13 protein-coding genes and 1 tRNA gene are annotated in these 17,915 nt (G+C 63.9%); 8 read left to right on the top strand and 6 right to left on the bottom strand.

What is annotated here, in order from left to right:
• Window positions 1-4: 4 nt before the first annotated feature.
• The gene (locus LQE90_RS01030) at window positions 5-2,935 is read right to left on the bottom strand and encodes a YfhO family protein (RefSeq protein WP_216528550.1); all 2,931 of its coding nucleotides are present in this window, start codon (window positions 2,933-2,935) and stop codon (window positions 5-7) included.
• A gap of 292 nt (window positions 2,936-3,227) precedes the next feature.
• Between LQE90_RS01030 and LQE90_RS01025 the strand changes: the two genes are divergently transcribed.
• The 3 genes from LQE90_RS01025 (at window position 3,228) to LQE90_RS01015 (ending at window position 5,857) form a co-directional block, all read left to right on the top strand.
• Window positions 3,228-4,007 carry a DUF4190 domain-containing protein gene (locus LQE90_RS01025; protein ID WP_216528549.1) on the top strand — a complete coding sequence of 260 codons (780 nt, stop codon included), beginning with the start codon at window positions 3,228-3,230 and terminating at the stop codon, window positions 4,005-4,007.
• Window positions 4,008-4,091: 84 nt separating this feature from the next.
• Complete coding sequence (locus LQE90_RS01020) at window positions 4,092-4,511, top strand: XRE family transcriptional regulator (RefSeq protein WP_216528548.1); 420 nt, start codon at window positions 4,092-4,094, stop codon at window positions 4,509-4,511.
• A 62-nt stretch (window positions 4,512-4,573) separates the two neighbouring features.
• A complete protein-coding gene (locus LQE90_RS01015) occupies window positions 4,574-5,857 on the top strand; it encodes a serine/threonine protein kinase (RefSeq protein WP_216528547.1) in 1,284 nt (427 codons plus the stop codon).
• A 73-nt stretch (window positions 5,858-5,930) separates the two neighbouring features.
• Here LQE90_RS01015 and LQE90_RS01010 read toward each other — a convergent pair.
• The 3 genes from LQE90_RS01010 to selA all read right to left on the bottom strand — a co-directional run bounded on the left by LQE90_RS01010 (window position 5,931) and on the right by selA (window position 9,517).
• A tRNA-Sec gene (locus tag LQE90_RS01010) sits at window positions 5,931-6,027 on the bottom strand.
• A gap of 86 nt (window positions 6,028-6,113) precedes the next feature.
• Window positions 6,114-8,042 carry a selenocysteine-specific translation elongation factor gene (gene selB, locus LQE90_RS01005; protein ID WP_216528546.1) on the bottom strand — a complete coding sequence of 643 codons (1,929 nt, stop codon included), beginning with the start codon at window positions 8,040-8,042 and terminating at the stop codon, window positions 6,114-6,116.
• Window positions 8,039-9,517, bottom strand: coding sequence for an L-seryl-tRNA(Sec) selenium transferase (gene selA, locus LQE90_RS01000; protein WP_216528545.1), 1,479 nt, complete (start codon window positions 9,515-9,517; stop codon window positions 8,039-8,041). Before selA ends, selB begins: the two co-directional genes overlap by 4 nt.
• A gap of 338 nt (window positions 9,518-9,855) precedes the next feature.
• On the opposite strand from selA, the gene LQE90_RS00995 reads away from it, so the two are divergent.
• From LQE90_RS00995 to LQE90_RS00980, 4 genes are read left to right on the top strand one after another with little or no spacing between them, the layout of a single operon-like run.
• Window positions 9,856-10,683: a formate/nitrite transporter family protein gene (locus LQE90_RS00995; RefSeq protein WP_216528544.1), complete on the top strand. Its 828-nt coding sequence runs from the start codon at window positions 9,856-9,858 to the stop codon at window positions 10,681-10,683.
• A complete protein-coding gene (yedF, locus tag LQE90_RS00990; RefSeq protein ID WP_114565735.1) occupies window positions 10,684-11,298 on the top strand; it encodes a sulfurtransferase-like selenium metabolism protein YedF in 615 nt (204 codons plus the stop codon).
• A 28-nt stretch (window positions 11,299-11,326) separates the two neighbouring features.
• Window positions 11,327-12,478 (top strand): aminotransferase class V-fold PLP-dependent enzyme, encoded by a 1,152-nt coding sequence (locus LQE90_RS00985; protein ID WP_114565734.1) that lies wholly within the window; start codon window positions 11,327-11,329, stop codon window positions 12,476-12,478.
• Window positions 12,475-12,714, top strand: a complete 240-nt coding sequence (locus LQE90_RS00980) for a putative Se/S carrier protein (protein ID WP_114565733.1) — start codon at window positions 12,475-12,477, stop codon at window positions 12,712-12,714. The genes LQE90_RS00985 and LQE90_RS00980 overlap by 4 nt, the downstream gene beginning before the upstream one ends.
• 41 nt (window positions 12,715-12,755) lie before the next feature.
• Here the strand turns inward: LQE90_RS00980 and selD are convergent, their stop codons facing one another.
• Window positions 12,756-13,811 carry a selenide, water dikinase SelD gene (selD, locus tag LQE90_RS00975; protein WP_216528543.1) on the bottom strand — a complete coding sequence of 352 codons (1,056 nt, stop codon included), beginning with the start codon at window positions 13,809-13,811 and terminating at the stop codon, window positions 12,756-12,758.
• A 557-nt stretch (window positions 13,812-14,368) separates the two neighbouring features.
• Here selD and LQE90_RS00970 point away from each other — a divergent pair.
• A complete protein-coding gene (locus LQE90_RS00970) occupies window positions 14,369-15,613 on the top strand; it encodes a glycosyltransferase family 4 protein (protein WP_181792494.1) in 1,245 nt (414 codons plus the stop codon).
• On the opposite strand, the gene LQE90_RS00965 is transcribed toward LQE90_RS00970, so the two are convergent.
• Entirely contained in the window at window positions 15,584-17,470 is a 1,887-nt protein-coding gene (locus tag LQE90_RS00965) for an APC family permease (RefSeq protein WP_225749230.1), read from the bottom strand. The genes LQE90_RS00970 and LQE90_RS00965 overlap by 30 nt on opposite strands.
• Window positions 17,471-17,915: the final 445 nt, after the last annotated feature.

Genomic DNA, 17,915 nt, shown 5'->3' with positions numbered 1-17,915 from the left:
GGGGTTACCTCGAATTCCGTTCGTGCTCTTCTTGCCGCTGCGGGCTTACCTGCACGTCCGCGCGCGCCGATGCCGATGCGGTCGTCTGCGCGCGCCGTACGCGGGTGCTCAGGATGCGACGCACGAGCGCCAACCCGGCAAGCGCGGCCAAGCCGATGCCCGACAGGATCATGCCTTCTCGCAGGCCCGGGGTCAGGTAGCGCAGCTCGATCTCGTGATGGCCGGGTTCAAGCTCCAAGGCCATGAACGCGGTGTTCGCCCGCTTGATTTCGGCGGGCTTTCCGTCCACCGTGGCGGTCCATCCCTTCGAGTACGGCACGCTCAAGAAGAGGGCTTTGGGCTTGCTTGCGTCGATCGAGGCCGTGATCTCGTTCGTGCCGAACTTCAAATCTTCTACCGGGTCGGCTTTCAACGCATCGATGCGGTTCGACATGTTTTTCACAGGCTGGCAAACCACCGACATGTTCGTGAAGCGATAGTCTCCCTTGAGGTCGAAGTGCAGCGTGATCGATGTTTGGGGCTCTTTCGAATACCCCATGTTGACCAGCCATTCGTCCTTGCCGCCGTACAGATGGGAGGCGTTCGTGTAGTTGTCGATCTGGCGCATGCCGGGCGCTTTGTCGGAGCCGAGCCCGATATTGTAGCGTCGGGGTTCGGTCCAGTTCATGTCCTTTTGAAGCAGAAGCGCCTTGCGGAACCAGGCGAGGTTGTCGAATTCCCCTTTGCGCTTGGACTCTTCGACAGGCGACACGCCTTTGAAGTGCAGTCCGTCGACGTAGAAGTACGTCTCGCTGTTGGCGATGCCTTCGAAGCTCAAGGTCAGCGTCGCTCCCGGTTTCAAAACGCGTATCACGCCGTCTTCCACCGAAAGGCCGTTGCTTGCCGACACGACGGAGGGCACCGTGCGGGATTCCTGCTTTCTGTCGGTTGCGGGAAGCGACGACTCGTCGAGCACCACGCCCTGCAGCAGCGCTTCCTGCCGCTGGGCGGGGGAGAGGGAAAGGTACTCGCTGCGGGGAACGTACGAATCGTAGGCGAAGGCCAGCGGCAGGACGTTGGATCCTTCGTGCACCTGGTACGGGATGTCGCGCACGACGCCCGACGCTACGATCTTGTTCGGATCGTCGTACAGGTACACCGGGGGAAAGCCCGCTTTGGTGCTCAGGTAGTATTTCACGCCCATGAGCGACTCCAGGATTGCTCGGCCTCCCAGATCGTTGTACGAGAAGTTGATGTTGGTCCTGTTGAGGGCAAGCTCGGTATGGAAGTCGTCGATGGCGCTGTTGTACGAGCTGTTGTAGAAATCGAAGCCCTTGAGCCCCAGCACCAAGCTGTCGTTGCGCGTGCGCTCGATGGCCGACGAGCTTCCGTCGTAGCGCCACAGCCCGGGAGCGTTCAGGTCCGAGACCAGGTGGTTGGGGGAGTCGGACGTGATGCGGGGGTAGGCGTAGCCCAACGGCGACGAGAGCTTGCCCACGCCGCCTTCGTCAGGGGATACGAAATAGAAGGCGTTCACGGTCAGGCCCGCCGTCAGGCAGCAAACGACGGCCATCCGTCGCGTCTTGGCCGCCATGCCCCGTTGCGCCACGACGAACAGGGTGGCCGCCAAAACGACACCGGCGGCCAGCATGGCCTCGGTGCGCATGGGCGCCACGGCGAAGACGATGGCCCCGTAGGCGATAGACGCGATGACCAGCACCTTTACGGATCGCTTGTCAAGATGGAGCATGCTCGGAAGCATGCGGGCCACAATGAAGCAAACCACCAGGGCGTAAGCCCATACCCAACGGTTGGTGGCGTAGTTCATGCCGTTGAGGAAGCTTCCGACGGCAGGGACCATGAGCATGATGGTGCCTGCGACGAACGCGATCTTGAGCGACGTGTTCTGCCGGCGCTTCGAAAAGAGCAGGACGCAGGAAAGAAACGCCAGTCCGCCGAACCCGATGTAGCAATCGCTCCCGACGCCCGCCATGCTCAGGAACCCGGATGCGAGCGAGGTGTAGTAGTGATGCGAATAGAACAGCGGGACGGTGACCGAGTTGTCGGTGAATCGCTCAAGTCCAAACAACCCGACAAGCGAAGGAACCAGCGCGAAGCAGGCGATCAAAACGCCGATGGCCAGGAGGCCGAAAAAGCGTAGGGTCCAACCAAGGAAACGCACCGCGTTGACGCTTTTCTGCGTTTGGAAGACGCGCACCGCGCAGTAGGGGAGCAGCAGCAAGCACGCCATGTACGAGAAGTAATAGGATATGATGAAGAATGCGGCGACTGCTGCGATGAACGTGTAGGGCCGCTCTTTCGCGATCACCTTTTCCACGCCGAGCAGCAGCAAGGGGAACAAGACGAGCGGCCACGCTCCAGCCGGCCAGTAGGCAACCGCCATCGCGGTGCCGCACAGCGCGTACAGCAAGGCGCCTACCAAGGTGGGGAACCGCCCGATTTTGAAGCGCAAGGCAAGAAGCGAGAACGCAGCTCCGGCCAGGTACAGGCGAAACACCACAAGGAATTGGAAGAGGTATTCCGAATAGCGTTCCGGGCACAGGCCGGAAAGCAGGTTGAGCGGGTCGAAGAACGTGTCGAGCGTGGAGGGAACGTCCATGCCGTAGCCCAGTTCGTGCACCCAAAGCGGAATCTGGAGCCCTTGCCCGGAAAGCAGGTTGCTGACGATTTCCCTCAGCCATTGGCCTTCGTACACGAAGAAGGGATAGTACTGCTCGATGCCGTCGATGTTCCAGATCAAGGCGCGGCCGTTGGACGGGTAGACGAACAACGTGATGAACGCTACAACGATGAAGGCCGCCGTGTAACAGCCGAAGTAGACGCGTCGTTTGCGGGACGGGTCGTTTCCCTCCCAAGCGCGTATGTGCTGCTTTTTGCGCTCGACCCTGCTTCGCAGGCTCGAAGATGCTCGATCCGTGGTTTTGGAGGGCGCCAAATTTGCTCGCTTCTGATATGGAACAATATTCTCGATAAAGTGCACGATTTATCCAATTCTATTCTACTACGGATCTTCGGAACGGAACTCGTGGGAACCGGTCGTTTCCGATTTGTAATTTGCAGTTTGGAAGCGGGCGCGCCTCTCGCTTCCGCAGCGGCTCGGTCTTTTCGTCAAGCGGTTCGCCGTCGAGAACTTAGCTGCGAGCTAATGCTTTTATCGGTACGTTTCCCTAGCATATGCGGCATCTGCCCAGTGAAGGTTTCAAAAACCTCATGAAGAAAGGAACCATATGCGCGAATATCGAAGCTCCGAATACCCGGACGGCATGGGCCGAATGCGGGTCCATGCCCTTCCTCTGCCCTTGTCCGCCATGGCGGTGGCGGGATTTGTCTTGAGCATTGTTGCGCTTGCGCTTTCCGCCGTGCCCATTATCAACAACATCGCGTTTCTTCTTGTGTTGCTGGGCTTGCCGTTCTCTATCGTTGGATTGGTGGCTGCGAACCGCAAGACGAAAAGAGGGAAGGCTTTGGCGATAGCCGGCATCGTGCTTTGCTCGCTGTCGCTCGTCGTCGTGATCGCGTCGCAGAATGCGTACAGCACCGCTGTTGAGGAAGCGTTTTCGGGGCCGAGCGTAACGGGCTCTTCCGATTCGGCTCAGCTGCAGGGCGCTCAGGAGAATACGGCTTCCGCACAAGGGGCTGACTACAGTTCCATGGCGGTTGGCTCGGCAGCCGATTTGAGCAATGGACTGACGGTGAGCGTCGATTTCGTGCAAACCGGACTGGTTAATTACGATGGATCGCCCATTACCGGCGTTACGGTAACCTACGTCAACAAAGGATCGAGCGAGGCGTCGTTCAACATGTTCGACTGGAAAGGCCAGGATGCGAACGGCGCGCAGCGCTCGACAACGGTTTACATGAATGGCGAGAACGCTCTGAGCAGCGGAACGCTTGCGGCGGGAGGAACGGTTTCCGGCAACGTCTACTTTGACGGCGATGTTTCGAAGGTCCTCTACTACTCGTCGGTTTTCAGCAAGAGTTCCCAGGTGGCATGGAATATCTCGTAACGAGGGCCTGCCGTGTTGCGAGGATGCGGGATACGTGCTGATACAATGGAAGCAAGGAAGAAGCGAAAGAAAAGGAAGCGTCGCGTGAAGGAGCCTCTGACCGAAGAACTGCTCGAAGAGCTTCTCGAGGCTCCCGATCCGATACGGTTCGCCGAAGAGAACCACATTGCCACGCGCAGTCTTTCGGATTACTTGGAACAGCTTCTTGACGAAAAGGGTCTTGAGCGGGCTCGCGTCGTTCGAGAGGCGGGTTTGAACGAGACGTTCGGCTATCAGATATTCATGGGCCAGCGAGGCGCTTCGCGCAACAAGGTGCTGCAGCTCGCCTTCGCCATGCGCTTGTCGCTTCGCGAGGCGAACAGGCTGCTGCAAGCTGCCGGATCGAACGGGCTTTACTGCAAGAATCGACGCGACGCGATAGTCATATTCTGCCTTGAGCGCGGGCACAGTCTTCAAAAAACCGATGAAGAGCTGTATCGCTTTGGGGAAGAGACCATTTGCTGACGGGCCGCTGTTCGCTATGGTCCGCTTCCGATCCTTCGGGATCTGCTACCATGGGTTTCACTATGCATGATGAATTGGCCGAACACTTGAACGCGCTCGAGCGGGACGAGTGCTACCGCGTCGACGCGGTTTTGAAGAACGCCGCTCACGAAGTGACCGAGCGGGTATTCTTCGTCGGCGCGAACGGCGCCGAACTCGGCCCGTTCGTCAGGAAGCGGATCGATCGCGCATCCGGCTTGGGAGCCGCCTATCGCAACATGTGCCGCGCGCAAAGGTCGGGCCGCCGTTTCCGCTATCTTCCGCGCATTATCGAATGCTGCGAGGCGGGCGGCGAGTTCGTCGTGATCATGGAGCATGTGGATGGGGAGACGCTTTCGGACGTCGTGTATCGCTGCGATCCTTCCGTAGCCCTCGCCTGTGACGTGTTTCCACGGCTGTGCGACGCGGTTGCGGAGCTGCACGAAGCGTTCGATCCCCCGATCATCCATCGCGACCTCAAGCCTTCGAACATCATGCTCTCTCAAGATAGCTTGACCATCATTGATTTCGGCATTGCGAGATCGTTCAAGGAGGATGCCGAAGAGGACACCTGTCGTTTCGGGACGAGAGCCTATGCCCCTCCCGAGCAATTCGGGTTCGGTCAGACCGATGTGCGCAGCGACATCTACGCGCTGGGCATGCTCTTGTACTTCTGCTTGGCCGAGAAGACGCCCGACGCGAAGGTGCGCAAGGCGAAGTTTCGATCGCCTTTGGTTCCCGAGCCGTTTCGTCAGGTGATCGAGCGCGCCGTTTCGTTCGATCCCGAGGGTCGCTATGCGAGCGTGTCGGCTCTCAAGCAGTCGTTTGCCGACGCGTTGTCGGAGTTTTGCGAAGTGGACCAGGCTCGGCCCGCTTCGGCGGCGACGCGCTCGGCGACGGGGTCCTTGGGAAGCGGGCAGGTTGCGCCTTCGGATGGGAAGGGCGGCGGCCTTGCGCGCATTGGCCGCGCGCTTTCGAAAATCCCGCGGTGGGCGGGCATTGCGTGGGACGTAGCGCTGGCCGTCTTGTTCGCGGCTTTGAGCGTTATGTGCGTCTTGCTGACCGTAGATGCTTCCTTGGGCTCGGCGCAGTATGCAGCCGCTCCTCTGTGGTTGCGCGCGGTTTCTTACGGAAGCCTTGATCTGCTTATCGTGGCGCCGATCCTGTTCGTCTTGAGCGATAGGCGTCCTTTGCGGGCGCTGTTCCCTCCGCTTGAGCGCATAGCGATCGAGCGCGACATGGCCGTATCCCTTGTCGTGGTGGTTATCGGCTTGATCGTGTTCTTTTGGACGGGGTCGCAGATTCCCCCTATCGATAGCATTCGTTGACGAATGTGCCGACCCGATCGGACGAGCGACGGCTTCGATTGGCGGCGCGGAGCAAGGGCTTCCGAACGTGAAATGGCGGAGATGCGTGCGAATCGAACACACCCGAGACGTTCTGCGCGCCTCACAACGGCTTTGAAGGCCGCGGGGCCCACCAGGACCCATCCATCTCCCCATGAAAGATGCGCCGGAACCGGCGCATCGCTATAATACCGCAACTTGATCGGAGCACGCCGACGTTTAGGCGAAAACCCCACATCTACCCGTTCAGGACGCGAACGTCTCCTTCTCGACGCGTCACGCCGTTCGCGTCGAAGTACTCGAGCAGGGGGATGGCGTACTTTCTGCTGGTTTCCATGGCGTCCTTCAGCTCGGCGGCTGTTGCCGGACCGTGCGCCAGCCGGTTTCTCACGGCTTTCTCGAAGGCTTCGAGCGCCGCTGCGTCGAAGCAGAAGTCTTTTCCGACCCGTCGCGCAAGCCCTTGCTTTTCCAAGATTCCGAGCGCCTTGTACCCGAGCGAGGAATCCAGGTCCGCGTGGCTTACAAGGTCGGCGATGGTCGGCGGGGCCCCTGCCGCGCTCGCGAGCGCATCGCCCAGCTTTTTGGCCGCTTGCTCCTCTTTCATGCGCGCACCCGCGCCTGCGCGCGGGTGGCTGACCTCGCCGCCCGCCACCACGGCGGCGCCTTGGGCGACTGCGTAGGCCAGCAGCGCGTCGAAGCAGGCGGCGTCTGCGCGCGGCAGGCTTCTTTGCCGCAGGGCGTCCTTCGCGATTCCCGTGGAATCGGGGTTCTGGGAATGGAACCTCAACAGCTCGTTCTCGATGGTCGAGCGCGCTTTCTGCAGCGTCTGCGCGCTCGCGTAGCGGGTTTGCGGGCCGTCTAGGCGCACGGCTGCGCGCTTGGTTGCCAGCGCTTCAAGCTCGCGCGCGGCCTGCGACGCTTCCAGCCCCGAGGCTTCCGCCAGCTCGTTGGCCAGGATGGGCAGCGTCGCCAGGGAGAATGCCGCCTGGGCCACGGCCGCTTCGTCGTCGGCGCGCAGCGCTTCCAGCAGATGACGGGCAGGCTCGGACAGCGTGGTGGTGCGGCGGGGGTGCGCGCGCAGAATCACGCCGCCGCCTATGACGTGCACCGGGGAGTAGGAGCGGATGACGAAGCGGTCCCGCCATGCGGCGGGCAGGGGCTCGTCGAGGCGGATCTGCGCGAGCGCGCGCTTTCCGAGCGCGAGGCTCGTCCGGCCCTCCATGAGCAGCACGCGCGCCGTGACCTCGCGCGTTCCGTGGGCCACGTGCACGCGCGAGCCGCTTTCCAGGGGTTTCGCGTCTCGGCCGGGAATTCCCAGGTAGGTCAGGTCGGCGTCGAAGCGGTCTGTCGGGCGCATCGCGCCCGGCGTTGCCAGGAAGTCGCCCGGACGCACCTCGGCCGTCGAGAGCGCGTTCAAGTTCAAGGCCACGCGATGGCCGGCTTTGGCGCGCTCGACCGGGCTTCCATGCACCTGGATGCCGCGGATGCGCGTGCGCAGGCCGCCGGGGAGCACCTCGACCTCGTCGCCGACGGACGCTTCTCCGTTCCAAAGCGTGCCCGTCACCACGGTGCCTGCGCCTTTGATGGTGAAGGTTCGGTCGACGGGCAGGCGCAGGTGCGCGCCCTTTTTGACCCGGGACGTGGCGCGCGCGGCGCGAACCAGCTCGTCTTTGAGCGCGTCGAGCCCACGTCCCGTTCGGCTGGAAACGCGTACCACGGGCGCGTCCGCGTACGGCGTGGTCTCAAGGCGGCTGCGGATCTCGTCGGCCATGAACGCCGCCCATTCGTCGTCGACCAGGTCGATCTTGGTCAGCGCGACGACGACCGATGAAATGCCCAGAAGCTCCAGTACGGCAAGGTGCTCGACGGTCTGGGGCATGACGCCGTCGTCGGCCGCGATGCACAGCAGGGCCAAATCGATGCCCGTGGCGCCAGCGATCATCTGGCGCACGAAGCGCTCGTGGCCCGGAACGTCCACCACGCCCATGGTCAAGCCTCCGGGCAGGGAAAGCTGCGCGAAGCCCAGCTCGATGGTGATGCCGCGCTTCTTCTCTTCGGACAGGCGGTCGGGATCGGTTCCGGTGAGCGCGAGCACGAGCGACGACTTGCCGTGGTCGATGTGCCCGGCGGTGCCCAGCACCAAGTCGGGGTGCGACGGCGTGCTCATGAGCAGGTCTCCTTCCGTGCGTCCAGGTTGTTGAAGTAAGCGCCCAGCGATTCGGCTATCGCGGGAAGGTCCTCTTCGCTCAAGGTGCGGGCGTCGAGCAGCACGCACTCCTTCTTGATGCGGCCCACCACCGGAACGGGCGTGCGCTTCACCAGATACTCTTCGCATTCCTGCGCACTGCCCTGCAGGAACGACACGCGTACGGCGAACGTGTCGATGTCGCACATGGGAAGCGCTCCGCCGCCGGCACGCCCGGTTTCCGGCACCACGTCGACGCGGGCGAAGCGATCGGCTACGGTTTTCGATACCTGTTCGCTCAGGCGCTCGGCGCGCGTGCGGACGACGGCCGCGTCCTCCGAGAGCATGCGAAGCGTCGGGACGGCCTGCATGGCTCGCTCGGGGTCCAGGTAAAGGCGCAGCGTCGCCTCGAGCGCGGCAAGCGTCATCTTGTCCAGGCGAAGCGCGCGCGCGAGCGGGTTCTTCTTCAGGCGGTCGATGTGGCGCTTCGAGCCCGCTATGATGCCCGCCTGCGGGCCTCCGAGCAGCTTGTCGCCGGAAAACGAGACCAGGTCGACGCCCGCTTGCAGTGATTCGGCCACCGTGGGCTCGGCGTAATCGCCGAAGCAGTCCAGTCGCAGAAGCGCGCCCGACCCCTGGTCTTCGTAGACCATTACCTCGGGAAGGGGCGGCGTCTGCGGATTGGCGCGCCGGCGTTCGTTCTCGGCGTCGGCGATGCGCCGCAGCTCGCGTATGCCCACGCTTTCGGTGAACCCGACCATGCGGTAGTTCGAGGGATGCACCTTCAGCAGCATGGCGGTGTCCGGGCCGAGGGCGCGCTCGTAATCGGCCGGATGGGTCTTGTTCGTGGTGCCCACTTCCACCATGGCCGCGTTCGACAGCGCCATGATGTCGGGAATGCGGAAGGATCCGCCTATTTCCACAAGCTCTCCGCGGGACACGACGCCCTCGTGCCCTGCGGCGAACTCCGTTAGCACCATCATGACGGCGGCGGCGTTGTTGTTCACGGCGATGGCCGCTTCCGCCCCGGTCAAGGCGCAGATCAGATGCTCCACGTGATCGTGGCGGCTGCCGCGCGCAAGGGCGTTCACGTCGTACTCCAGCGTGGAGTACCCGCGCGCCGCCTCCACGACGGCCTCGACGGCTTCCTCGGCAAGCGCGCTGCGTCCGAGGTTCGTGTGGACCACCACGCCCGTGGCGTTTATCACGCGGCGCAGCGACGGCGCAAGGTTGGCGAGCGCGCGGGCGCAGGCGTCGTCCGCGACGGCGTTCGCGTCCACAGCGGTTCGGCGGCCCGCCAGCACCTCCTGGCGCGCTTCGTCGATGGATGCGCGGGCGCAGTCGGCCAGGATGCGTCGGGGCAGCAGCGCATCGAGCGCGCGCAGCTGCGGCGCGTTGAGCGTTTCCTCCACCTGCGGGAGGGTTCGGAGTATGTCTTGAACGGAAGCGGGTTTCATGGACTGCCTTTCTTTGACGCGCGTGGATCGCGTAAGAGTATACCAAGGCGCGCCCGCGCGCGGCTCCTGGGCCAAGAACCGGCTTGCGGGGCCGCGTCGGCGGTCGGGGCGGCTCGGTTCGGAAGGCTTCGGGGCGCACGAAACGACCTTCCGCAAGCCTTTCCGCCAGATTTCCCGTAGGCGCGGTGCGACGAATGTGCAACAATGCGATGTTGTTCGGTGATCGGGCCTGCAACAGGCTCGGACGGTGAGGAATCAAGGATGAACGGCAACGGTGCTGCGGCCTTCGCCGGGCGAGCGGCGCGTTGTCGGCGACGAGAGAAGGGGATGCGGGCTCCATGAACGTGAGCAACGAGGATTTGAGGGCTCTCAAGCCCGACGCGCTGTCTCCCGCGGAGACGGCGTTGAAGGCCGAAACGCTTGGCAAGACGAAGGCGGCCATGCCGTTGGGCAAGTGCTTCGTCTCGGCGATGCTCGCGGGCGCGTTCATCGCGCTCGGCGGCCTGTACTTCTGCGTGTTTTTGGGCGATCCCGCCATGCCCTTCGCCGTGCAGCGCATGGTGGGCGGCGTGTGCTTTTGCCTGGGTTTGGTTCTGGTGCTGTGCTGCGGCGCCGAGCTGTTCACGGGGAACACGCTTTTGATCTGCGCTAAGGCTTCGCGCAAGATCAGCTGGAGCGCTACGTTGAAGAACTGGACCACAGTGTGGATCGGAAACCTGGTAGGCGCGCTCGTCATCGTGGGGATGGTGTACATGGCGCAGGTGTTTCAGATGAACGGCGGCGCGGTGGGCGAAGCCATGGTGAGCATCGCCGCCGGAAAGGTGTCGCCCGACTGGATCACGCTGTTCTTCAAGGGCATTTTGTGCAACGTCTTGGTATGCTTGGCCGTGTGGATCGGCTTTTCGGCGCGCACGGTTGCCGATAAGGTTCTGGGAGTGCTTCTTCCCGTGTCGGCGTTCATCGCCTGCGGGTTCGAGCACTGCGTGGCGAACATGTTCCTGCTGCCGTTGGGGTTCGTTCTGAACGGCATGGGCTTCGGCGCTGCGGACGCGGTCACGCTAGGCGGGATGCTGGCGAACCTGTCGGCGGCTACCCTTGGCAACATCGCGGGCGGCGTTCTGGTGGGCTTGGCGTACTGGTTCATTTACCGGAAGAAGGAGTCTTAATTGGAGCAAGTTGACGCGCGCGGGCAGGCGTGCCCGCTGCCGGTGGTACGCGCGAAAAAGGCGCTCGCGGCTATGGACGCCGGTCGGCTGGAAGTCCTCGTGGACAATGCGACGGCCGCGGACAACCTGGAATCGCTCGCCCGCGCCCTCAAGTGCACGGCGCACCGCGAGGATCGTGACGACGGGGCGTTCGCGGTGACCTTTTCGAAGGGCGCGGTTGCTGCGGGCGCTTCGCAAGCTGCTCTTGCGGCGGAGCCTGCTGCGGTTTCCGATGCCGGGGCTGCAAGCGCGGTCGTCATCGCGTCAGAGTTCATGGGGTCGGGTGACGACGAGCTGGGCGCGGTGCTCATGAAGGGCTTCGTGTTCGCGCTGACGCAGCTCGACCAGCTGCCTTCGACGGTGCTGCTGTACAACTCGGGCGTGAAGCTGGCGTGCGAAGGGTCGGCTTCGCTCGAGGATTTGACCGCGCTGCAACGCGCGGGGGTCGAGGTTATGAGCTGCGGGACCTGCCTGGCGCACTTCGGCTTGACCGAGCGTTTGGCGGTGGGAGAGGTTACCAACATGTACGCCATCGTCGAGAAGCAAGCGGCTGCCGCTACGGTGATCAGGCCGTAATCGGCTGCGGCAAGGAAGGAAGCGCGCCATGATCTACCTGGACAACGCCGCGACGACCGCGCGCAAGCCGCCCGAGGTCGCGAAGGCGGTCGCCCGCGCCATCGACGGGTTCGGCGGTGCGGGCAGGGGCGCGCATGGAGCTTCGCTCGATGCCGGGTTGGCGGTCTTTCGCGCCCGTGAGCGCCTTGCGCGCCTTCTGGGCGCGGCGGGCCCGGCGCGGATCGCCTTCGCCTGCAACGCCACCGAGGCCCTTAACGCCGCCGTGCTCGGCCTTTTGGAGCCGGGCGCGCATGCGGTTACCACCGCGGCTTCCCACAATTCGGCGCTGCGCCCGCTGTACCGCATGCAGGACGAGCGCGGCTGCGGCTTGTCTATCGTTGACGTGGGGCGGGACGGCTCCCTCGATTACGACGCCTTCGACGCCGCGTTTCGCCCGGACACGAAGCTTGCCGTGGTGACCCATGCCTCGAACCTGACTGGGGACGTTTACGACATCGCCCGATTGGCCCGCATCAGTCACGATCACGGCGCCCTTCTGGTGGCGGATGTTGCCCAGACGGCCGGTTTGCTCGACATCGACATCGAGCGCGACGACATTGACGTTGCGGCGTTCACCGGGCACAAGAGCCTGTACGGCCCGCAGGGCACCGGCGGCCTAGCGGTGGCCTCGCATGTTGAGGTCAGGCCGTTCAAGGTTGGCGGCACGGGCGCGCGCAGCTACGACAGATTCCAACCTGCTCAGATGCCCGACCGTCTGGAGGCGGGCACGCTCAACGCCCATGGAATCGCAGGGCTGGAGGCGGGCTTGGCCTACATCGAGGAGCGGGGCGTCGCGTCGCTTGCCGCCCAAGCGACCCAGCTTGCCCGACGGTTCGAACGCGGCGTGCGCGCCGTTGCAGGCGTGCGGGTGTACGGCGGGGGCGGCGATGCCGGCAGGTGCGGGATCGTCGCGCTCAACGTGGGAGCGTGCGACTCTTCAACGGTGGGCGACATCCTGAACGCCGAGTTCGGCATCTGCACGCGCGCAGGCGCCCACTGCGCGCCACTCATGCATGAGGCATTGGGCACGCGCGAGCAGGGTGCGGTGCGGTTCAGCTTCAGCTCCTTCAACACCGAGGCCGACGTGGACGCGGCGGTTCGCGCCGTGGCCGAGATAGCGGCGGAGGTCGAAGGTCGATGAGGAGCAAGACGCCGAAGGCGGTTGCGACGTTCGCGTCTTCGAGCGATGCGCTGGCCGTGGAGTCGCAGGCGCGCGACGGCGGAATTCCCGGTCGAGCCATTCCCGTGCCTTCGGAGATAGCGGCTGGCTGCGGCATCGCCTGGTGCGTTCCGGCGGCAGAGCGCGACGTGCTCGAAGCCGCGCTGCGGGAGCGCGGCTTGGCTTTCGAGGGCATGCACGAAGTCTACCTGTACTGAGAACGTCGAGCGGTTTCGGATCGACGTTGCTCGACGCGCGCTCAAACCATCCTGATGCGTCCCGCTTCGCCCACTTCCACCCAGCCGATGCGCGAGGGCGCGCGCCCCGTCCTTTGCTCGAACGCTTCCGAGAACGCGTCGGCTTCGTCTGGGCTGACGGCCACCAGCAGGCCGCCTGAGGTTTGCGGATCGCACAGAACGCCCATGCGGTTGTCGAATTCCTCGTCGTCCAGGCCCTCTGAAGACACGTACGCGCTGGCCCACTCGATGATGCCGAAGCTCTTCCCGGGTCGGCAGTAGTCGCAGGACAGCTGGTACACGCCGTCGAACAGGGGCAGCGCGTTCCAGTCGAGCCGGGCGGCAGCCCCGCTTGCGGCAAGCATCTCGTGAAGGTGCCCTGCCAACCCGAATCCGGTCACGTCGGTGGCGGCGTGGACGTTCGCTTGGAGCATGGCGCAAGCGGCGTCCTTGTTGAGTTCCATCATGGAGTCAATGACGGGCCGCATGCCCGCTTCATCGACCAATCCGGCGCGATAGCCCGCGTTCATGATGCCCGATCCCAGCGTTTTGGTGTAGAACAGCACGTCGCTCGGCTGCGCCCCGCCGTTGCGCACGATGCGGTCGGGATGCACGGTTCCGAAAACCGAAAGCCCGTATTTGGGCTCGTCGTCTTCGATGGAATGGCCGCCCACCACGAACGCTCCGGCTTCGCGCACCTTGTCGGCCCCTCCGCGCAGCACGTCGCTTACCACGTTCGTGCCCAAGCTGCAAGGGAACGCGAGGATGTTGAGCGCCGTCAAGGGCTTGCCGCCCATGGCGAACACGTCGGAAAGAGCGTTCGCCGCTGCGATGGCTCCGAATTCGTAAGGGTCGTCCACGACGGGCGTGAAGAAATCCAGCGTGAGCACGGCGGCCGTTTCGTCGTCGAGGCGGTACACGGCGGCGTCGTCGGACGTGTCGAATCCCAGCAGCAGATCGGCGTCGGGCGGCGGCGCGATGTCCTTCAATATGGCTTCGAGGTCACCCGGACCCCACTTCGCTGCTCAACCGCCTTTTTCGGTCAGGCGGGTTAAGCGTATGCGCTCGGTTTCGCTCATGATGCGTCGCTTTCTGCTCATCGGCCGCCGCGTCGGGCGGCGCGTTTCGGTCGAGTATAGCATGGGCGGCGAACAGCGACGCGCGTACCCGCCGGGCGAGCGTCGACCTGGGGCTGACGGTGGGATTCGCGCCCGTGGCGCCGAAACGCGACCCGGAAGCGAGCCTCGCGGAACCCGGCTCCGTCCCGGTTTCGCTCGTTCTGTCAAAACAGGCGAGTTTTGCTGATCCTCGAATCAGGATAAAAGGTGCTGACAAGCTCGTGACCAGGTGCGATGCAAAGCACCTTCAGCCGGCAGCTTCTTCAAAGGCGGAAAACCGCCGCAAAACTCGCCCGTTTTGACAGGGTGCCACTATGATGCCCGTCGCAGCCTCCGGGAACGCCGCCGCGGCGCTCTCCGCAACCTCTGTGAACGCGGTCGGACCGCGTTGGGCTCGCCTTGTTCGCTAGCTTCGGCGGTGTTGCGGCGGTTGCGGCCGAGTGCCGCCTGCCCGGATGCCTTCCTCTGGCGCGAAGCCTCGTAGTATCATGGGTAGCCGACAACAGGAGGAGACGCCCATGAGGATATTGACGATCAGCGCGCAGAAGCCGGACAGCACGGGCAGCGGCGTGTACCTGGCCCAGACCGTGCGCGCGTTTCGCGCCGCCGGCCATGAAGTCGCGGTGATCGCGGGCGTCGACGCGGACGACGATCCCGCGCTTGGCGAGGGCGTCTTGTTTCATCCGGTGCGCTATCGTACGTCCGACCTGCCGTTTCCCGTGTGCGGCATGAGCGACCAGATGCCGTACGCCTCCACGCGCTACCGCGACATGACGACGGATATGACGGCTTGCTTCGAGGCTGCGTTCTCGGCCGCCATCGCCGACGTGGCGCGTACGTTCGAACCCGACCTGGTGATCTGCCACCACCTGTACCTGGTTGCCGCGGTGACGGTGGAGGCGGGCTTGCCCTGCCCGGTGACGGCGGTGTGCCATTCCACCGACCTGCGCCAGATGCGCAGCCACGGTTTGGAGCGCGAGCGCATCGTGTCGGCCGTGCGCGCGCTCGATCTGGTGTTCTCGCTGCACGAAGCGCAGAAGCGCGAGATCGAGGACGTGTACGGCGTGCCCGCCGAGCGCATTCGGGTGGTGGGCACGGGCTACGATCGCACCGTGTTCCGCGAAGATCCGAACTCTCGCACGGTCGATCGCGCCGAGGTTGCCTACGTGGGCAAGATCAGCCGGAAGAAAGGCGTGGAGAGCCTGCTTCGGTGCTTGGATCTTCTGTCCCTGCCGAAGGGTCGGCTTGCAGTGCGCTTGGTGGGCGGCCATTCGACGGAGGACGAGCTTGCGCGCATGCGCGCGCTTGCAAAGGAAGCGCGCTTTCCCGTGGAGTTCGCGGGCAAGGTGGATCAGGACGAGCTGGTGCGCACGTACCAGAGGGCGCACGTGTTCGTGCTTCCCTCGTTCTACGAGGGCTTGCCGCTCGTGGTGATCGAGGCGCTTGCCTGCGGGTGCCGGGTGGTGGTCACCGACCTGCCCGGCATTCGGGAATGGCTGGACGAATCGGTGCCCGGCGCGCCCGTAGCGTACGTGCAGCCGCCTCGCATGGTTGGGGTCGATGAGCCGGTGCAGGAGGACCTGCCCGCGTTCGAGCAACGGCTGGCTCGCGCCATCGAGCGCAGCGCGCAGGAAGCGCTGCAGCCCGCGCGCTGCGAGGACGCTCCCGTCGACATGGCGCGCCTTTCGTGGAATGCGCTCGGAGCGCGCATGTTGGAGCTTGTCGCCGCGACGTCATTGCAGGTCGGTGCGGCGGCTCTCTGACGTGGGCGGGCAGTATATCAGGTACGGTATCGTGATCAGCGCCACGTCGCGGCGCTCTATCAGCTCGGACTCCAGAAGCAGCGTGGTCTGATTGTGCAGCGGCATCTGCCATGGTTTCGTCACCAGTTGGGGCATGACGATGGTGAGCGTCTCGTGCTTTTCCAGGAGCGCAAGCCGTGCATCGATGTGGTTGATGAGGACTTCCTGAACGTTGCGGTAGGGGGCTTTCTCGATGACGAGCGGCGCATCGACCCCCAGCCTTTGATAGTCGGCCTTGAATCGTCGCGTGGCGGCCGCGCTGACTTTCACGTGGTACACCTCGATGTCGTTGCTCAGGCTTCGCGCGTAGTTGAGCGTTTTGATGAACGGCCGGTTGACGGAGTAGGCGGGCACGACCACGTGGGTGCGGGGTATGTCCACCTGCAAAAGCGCACGGGCCTTCTCGTCGTCGTGGATGGCCAGGCTTTCCTTGACGTCGCGGTAGTGCCTGTTGATGACTGACATGACGGCGACGATGCAGCCGATGGCCACCAGCGAGATCCATGCCCCGGCGAAGAAGTTCGTGGTGATGATGACGACGAACACGCCTGCTGTGACAATCGCTCCGAAGCCGTTGATGCTGGCGCGACGAAGCCAGGGACCCGTGCGGTTGCGCCGCCAATGGACGACCATGCCGCCTTGGGCGATGGTGAACGACAGGAACACGCCGGCCGCGTACAGCGGGATGAGCATGTGCGTGTCCCCGGAGAACGCCAGCACCAAAACGATGGCGAATGCCGAGGCGAACAGGATGCCGTGCGTGTACACGAGCCGCGATCCCTTGTCGGCGAAGCGCTTCGGAAGGAATCCGTCGAGGGAGAGCAGGGACATGAGCTGCGGCAGGCCGTTGTAGGCGGTGTTGGCGGCTAGAAGCAGGATGAGCGCCGTGGCCGCTTGGATCACGTAGAACATGATGCTGTCCGCCCCGAACACGCTGGTGGCGATCTGCGCCACCACGGTCATCTCGGAAGACGGCGTGACCTGGCAGAGCATCGCGAGCAGGCACACGCCGCCGAAGATGACCAGCACCACGATTCCCAGCAGGTTCAAGGTCGCCTTGGCGTGCTGGCGCGCCGGAGCCGCGAAGTTCGGCACGCTGTTGCTGATGGCCTCGACGCCGGTGAGCGCGGAGCATCCCGAAGAGAACGCTCTCAACACGAGGAACAGCGTGAGGTCGCCCGTTGTTTGGGAGAGGGCCGCCGCCTGCTGAACCGGCGTGGTCAGGCCGAGGGCCGACTTGACCACGCCGGTCACGATCATGACCAGGACCGATGCAATAAAGAAATAGGTGGGCAGCCCGAACATCTTCGACGACTCGCGCAGGCCGCGCAGGTTCCCGATCGTCATGAGCACGACGAACGCCACGATCAGGGGGACTTTGAAAGGGGTTGCCGCGGGCAGGGCCGACGTGACGGCCGCCGCGCCCGAGCACGAGCTCACGGCGATGGTGAGCACGTAGCCCAGGATGAGGCCCGAAGCCGCCACGAGCGACGGGACGCGCCCCAGGTTCTCGCGCGCCACGCTGTAGGCGCCGCCGCCTTGAGGATAGGCGTCGATGACCTGGCGGTAGCACAGCACCAGCATGAACAGGAGCGCGATGATGGCTCCGGCCACGCCGAGCATGGGCGTGTAGCTTGCCAGGGCGAGCACGGGAACCAAGACCAGGAGGATTTCCTCGCAGGCGTAGGCGACCGACGAGATCGCGTCGCTCGAAAGGACCGGCAGGCCCCATACCACGCCGTATTTCTGCGACTCGATCTCCGAGCTTTTGAGCGGCTCGCCGATGAGCCGATACTTCAACGCGTTCGCGTTCAACATGACCCTCCTACCGGTTCGCCTCGGGACGTTGCGCTCGAGGCGGCGAAACCCCTCAGTTCGAGGTGATGACGGTCTACTCCTATTTCCCCGTACGGTCAAGATGCGAAACGGTGCGTGTGCGGCATCTTTTCGGCTGCGCACACGCCGTTCGCCGCGCAGTTCAGCGAGGCTTTTGAACTGGTTTTGCATACATTCCCCGTAAATCTTGAATAAAGGGGTTACCAAATCGCGGAAAACCGCATATACTTCCACCAGTCCTTTAAAAGCGGTACAGAGAGACCGACAAGGTAACAACTTAGCAGCGTTCACCCGAACAAGAACGCGCATGCTGTAAGCCTTTGTCTGTCGCGGAGGCTTTTTTCATGCCCTCGCGCAGACGCCGCCAACTCGGGGGCGACGCGGGTCGGCGCGAGCCGAAAAAGCGAAACCCGGCGGTGACCTGGTC

Source organism: Paraeggerthella hominis (assembly GCF_021044775.1).
GTDB lineage: Bacteria > Actinomycetota > Coriobacteriia > Coriobacteriales > Eggerthellaceae > Paraeggerthella > Paraeggerthella hominis.
Note: the sequence above shows the minus strand (reverse complement) of the source record. Positions and strands in the feature narration are given on the sequence as shown.

Excerpts from the sequence above, each read along its gene's own strand:
- LQE90_RS01025 (WP_216528549.1), top strand. The coding sequence starts at position 3,228 with ATGCGCGAATATCGAAGCTCCGAATACCCGGACGGCATGGGCCGAATG.
- LQE90_RS01015 (WP_216528547.1), top strand. The coding sequence starts at position 4,574 with ATGCATGATGAATTGGCCGAACACTTGAACGCGCTCGAGCGGGACGAG.
- selB (WP_216528546.1), bottom strand. The coding sequence starts at position 8,042 with ATGAGCACGCCGTCGCACCCCGACTTGGTGCTGGGCACCGCCGGGCAC.
- selA (WP_216528545.1), bottom strand. The coding sequence starts at position 9,517 with ATGAAACCCGCTTCCGTTCAAGACATACTCCGAACCCTCCCGCAGGTG.
- LQE90_RS00995 (WP_216528544.1), top strand. The coding sequence starts at position 9,856 with ATGAACGTGAGCAACGAGGATTTGAGGGCTCTCAAGCCCGACGCGCTG.
- LQE90_RS00985 (WP_114565734.1), top strand. The coding sequence starts at position 11,327 with ATGATCTACCTGGACAACGCCGCGACGACCGCGCGCAAGCCGCCCGAG.
- LQE90_RS00980 (WP_114565733.1), top strand. The coding sequence starts at position 12,475 with ATGAGGAGCAAGACGCCGAAGGCGGTTGCGACGTTCGCGTCTTCGAGC.
- LQE90_RS00970 (WP_181792494.1), top strand. The coding sequence starts at position 14,369 with ATGAGGATATTGACGATCAGCGCGCAGAAGCCGGACAGCACGGGCAGC.
- LQE90_RS00965 (WP_225749230.1), bottom strand. The coding sequence starts at position 17,470 with ATGTTGAACGCGAACGCGTTGAAGTATCGGCTCATCGGCGAGCCGCTC.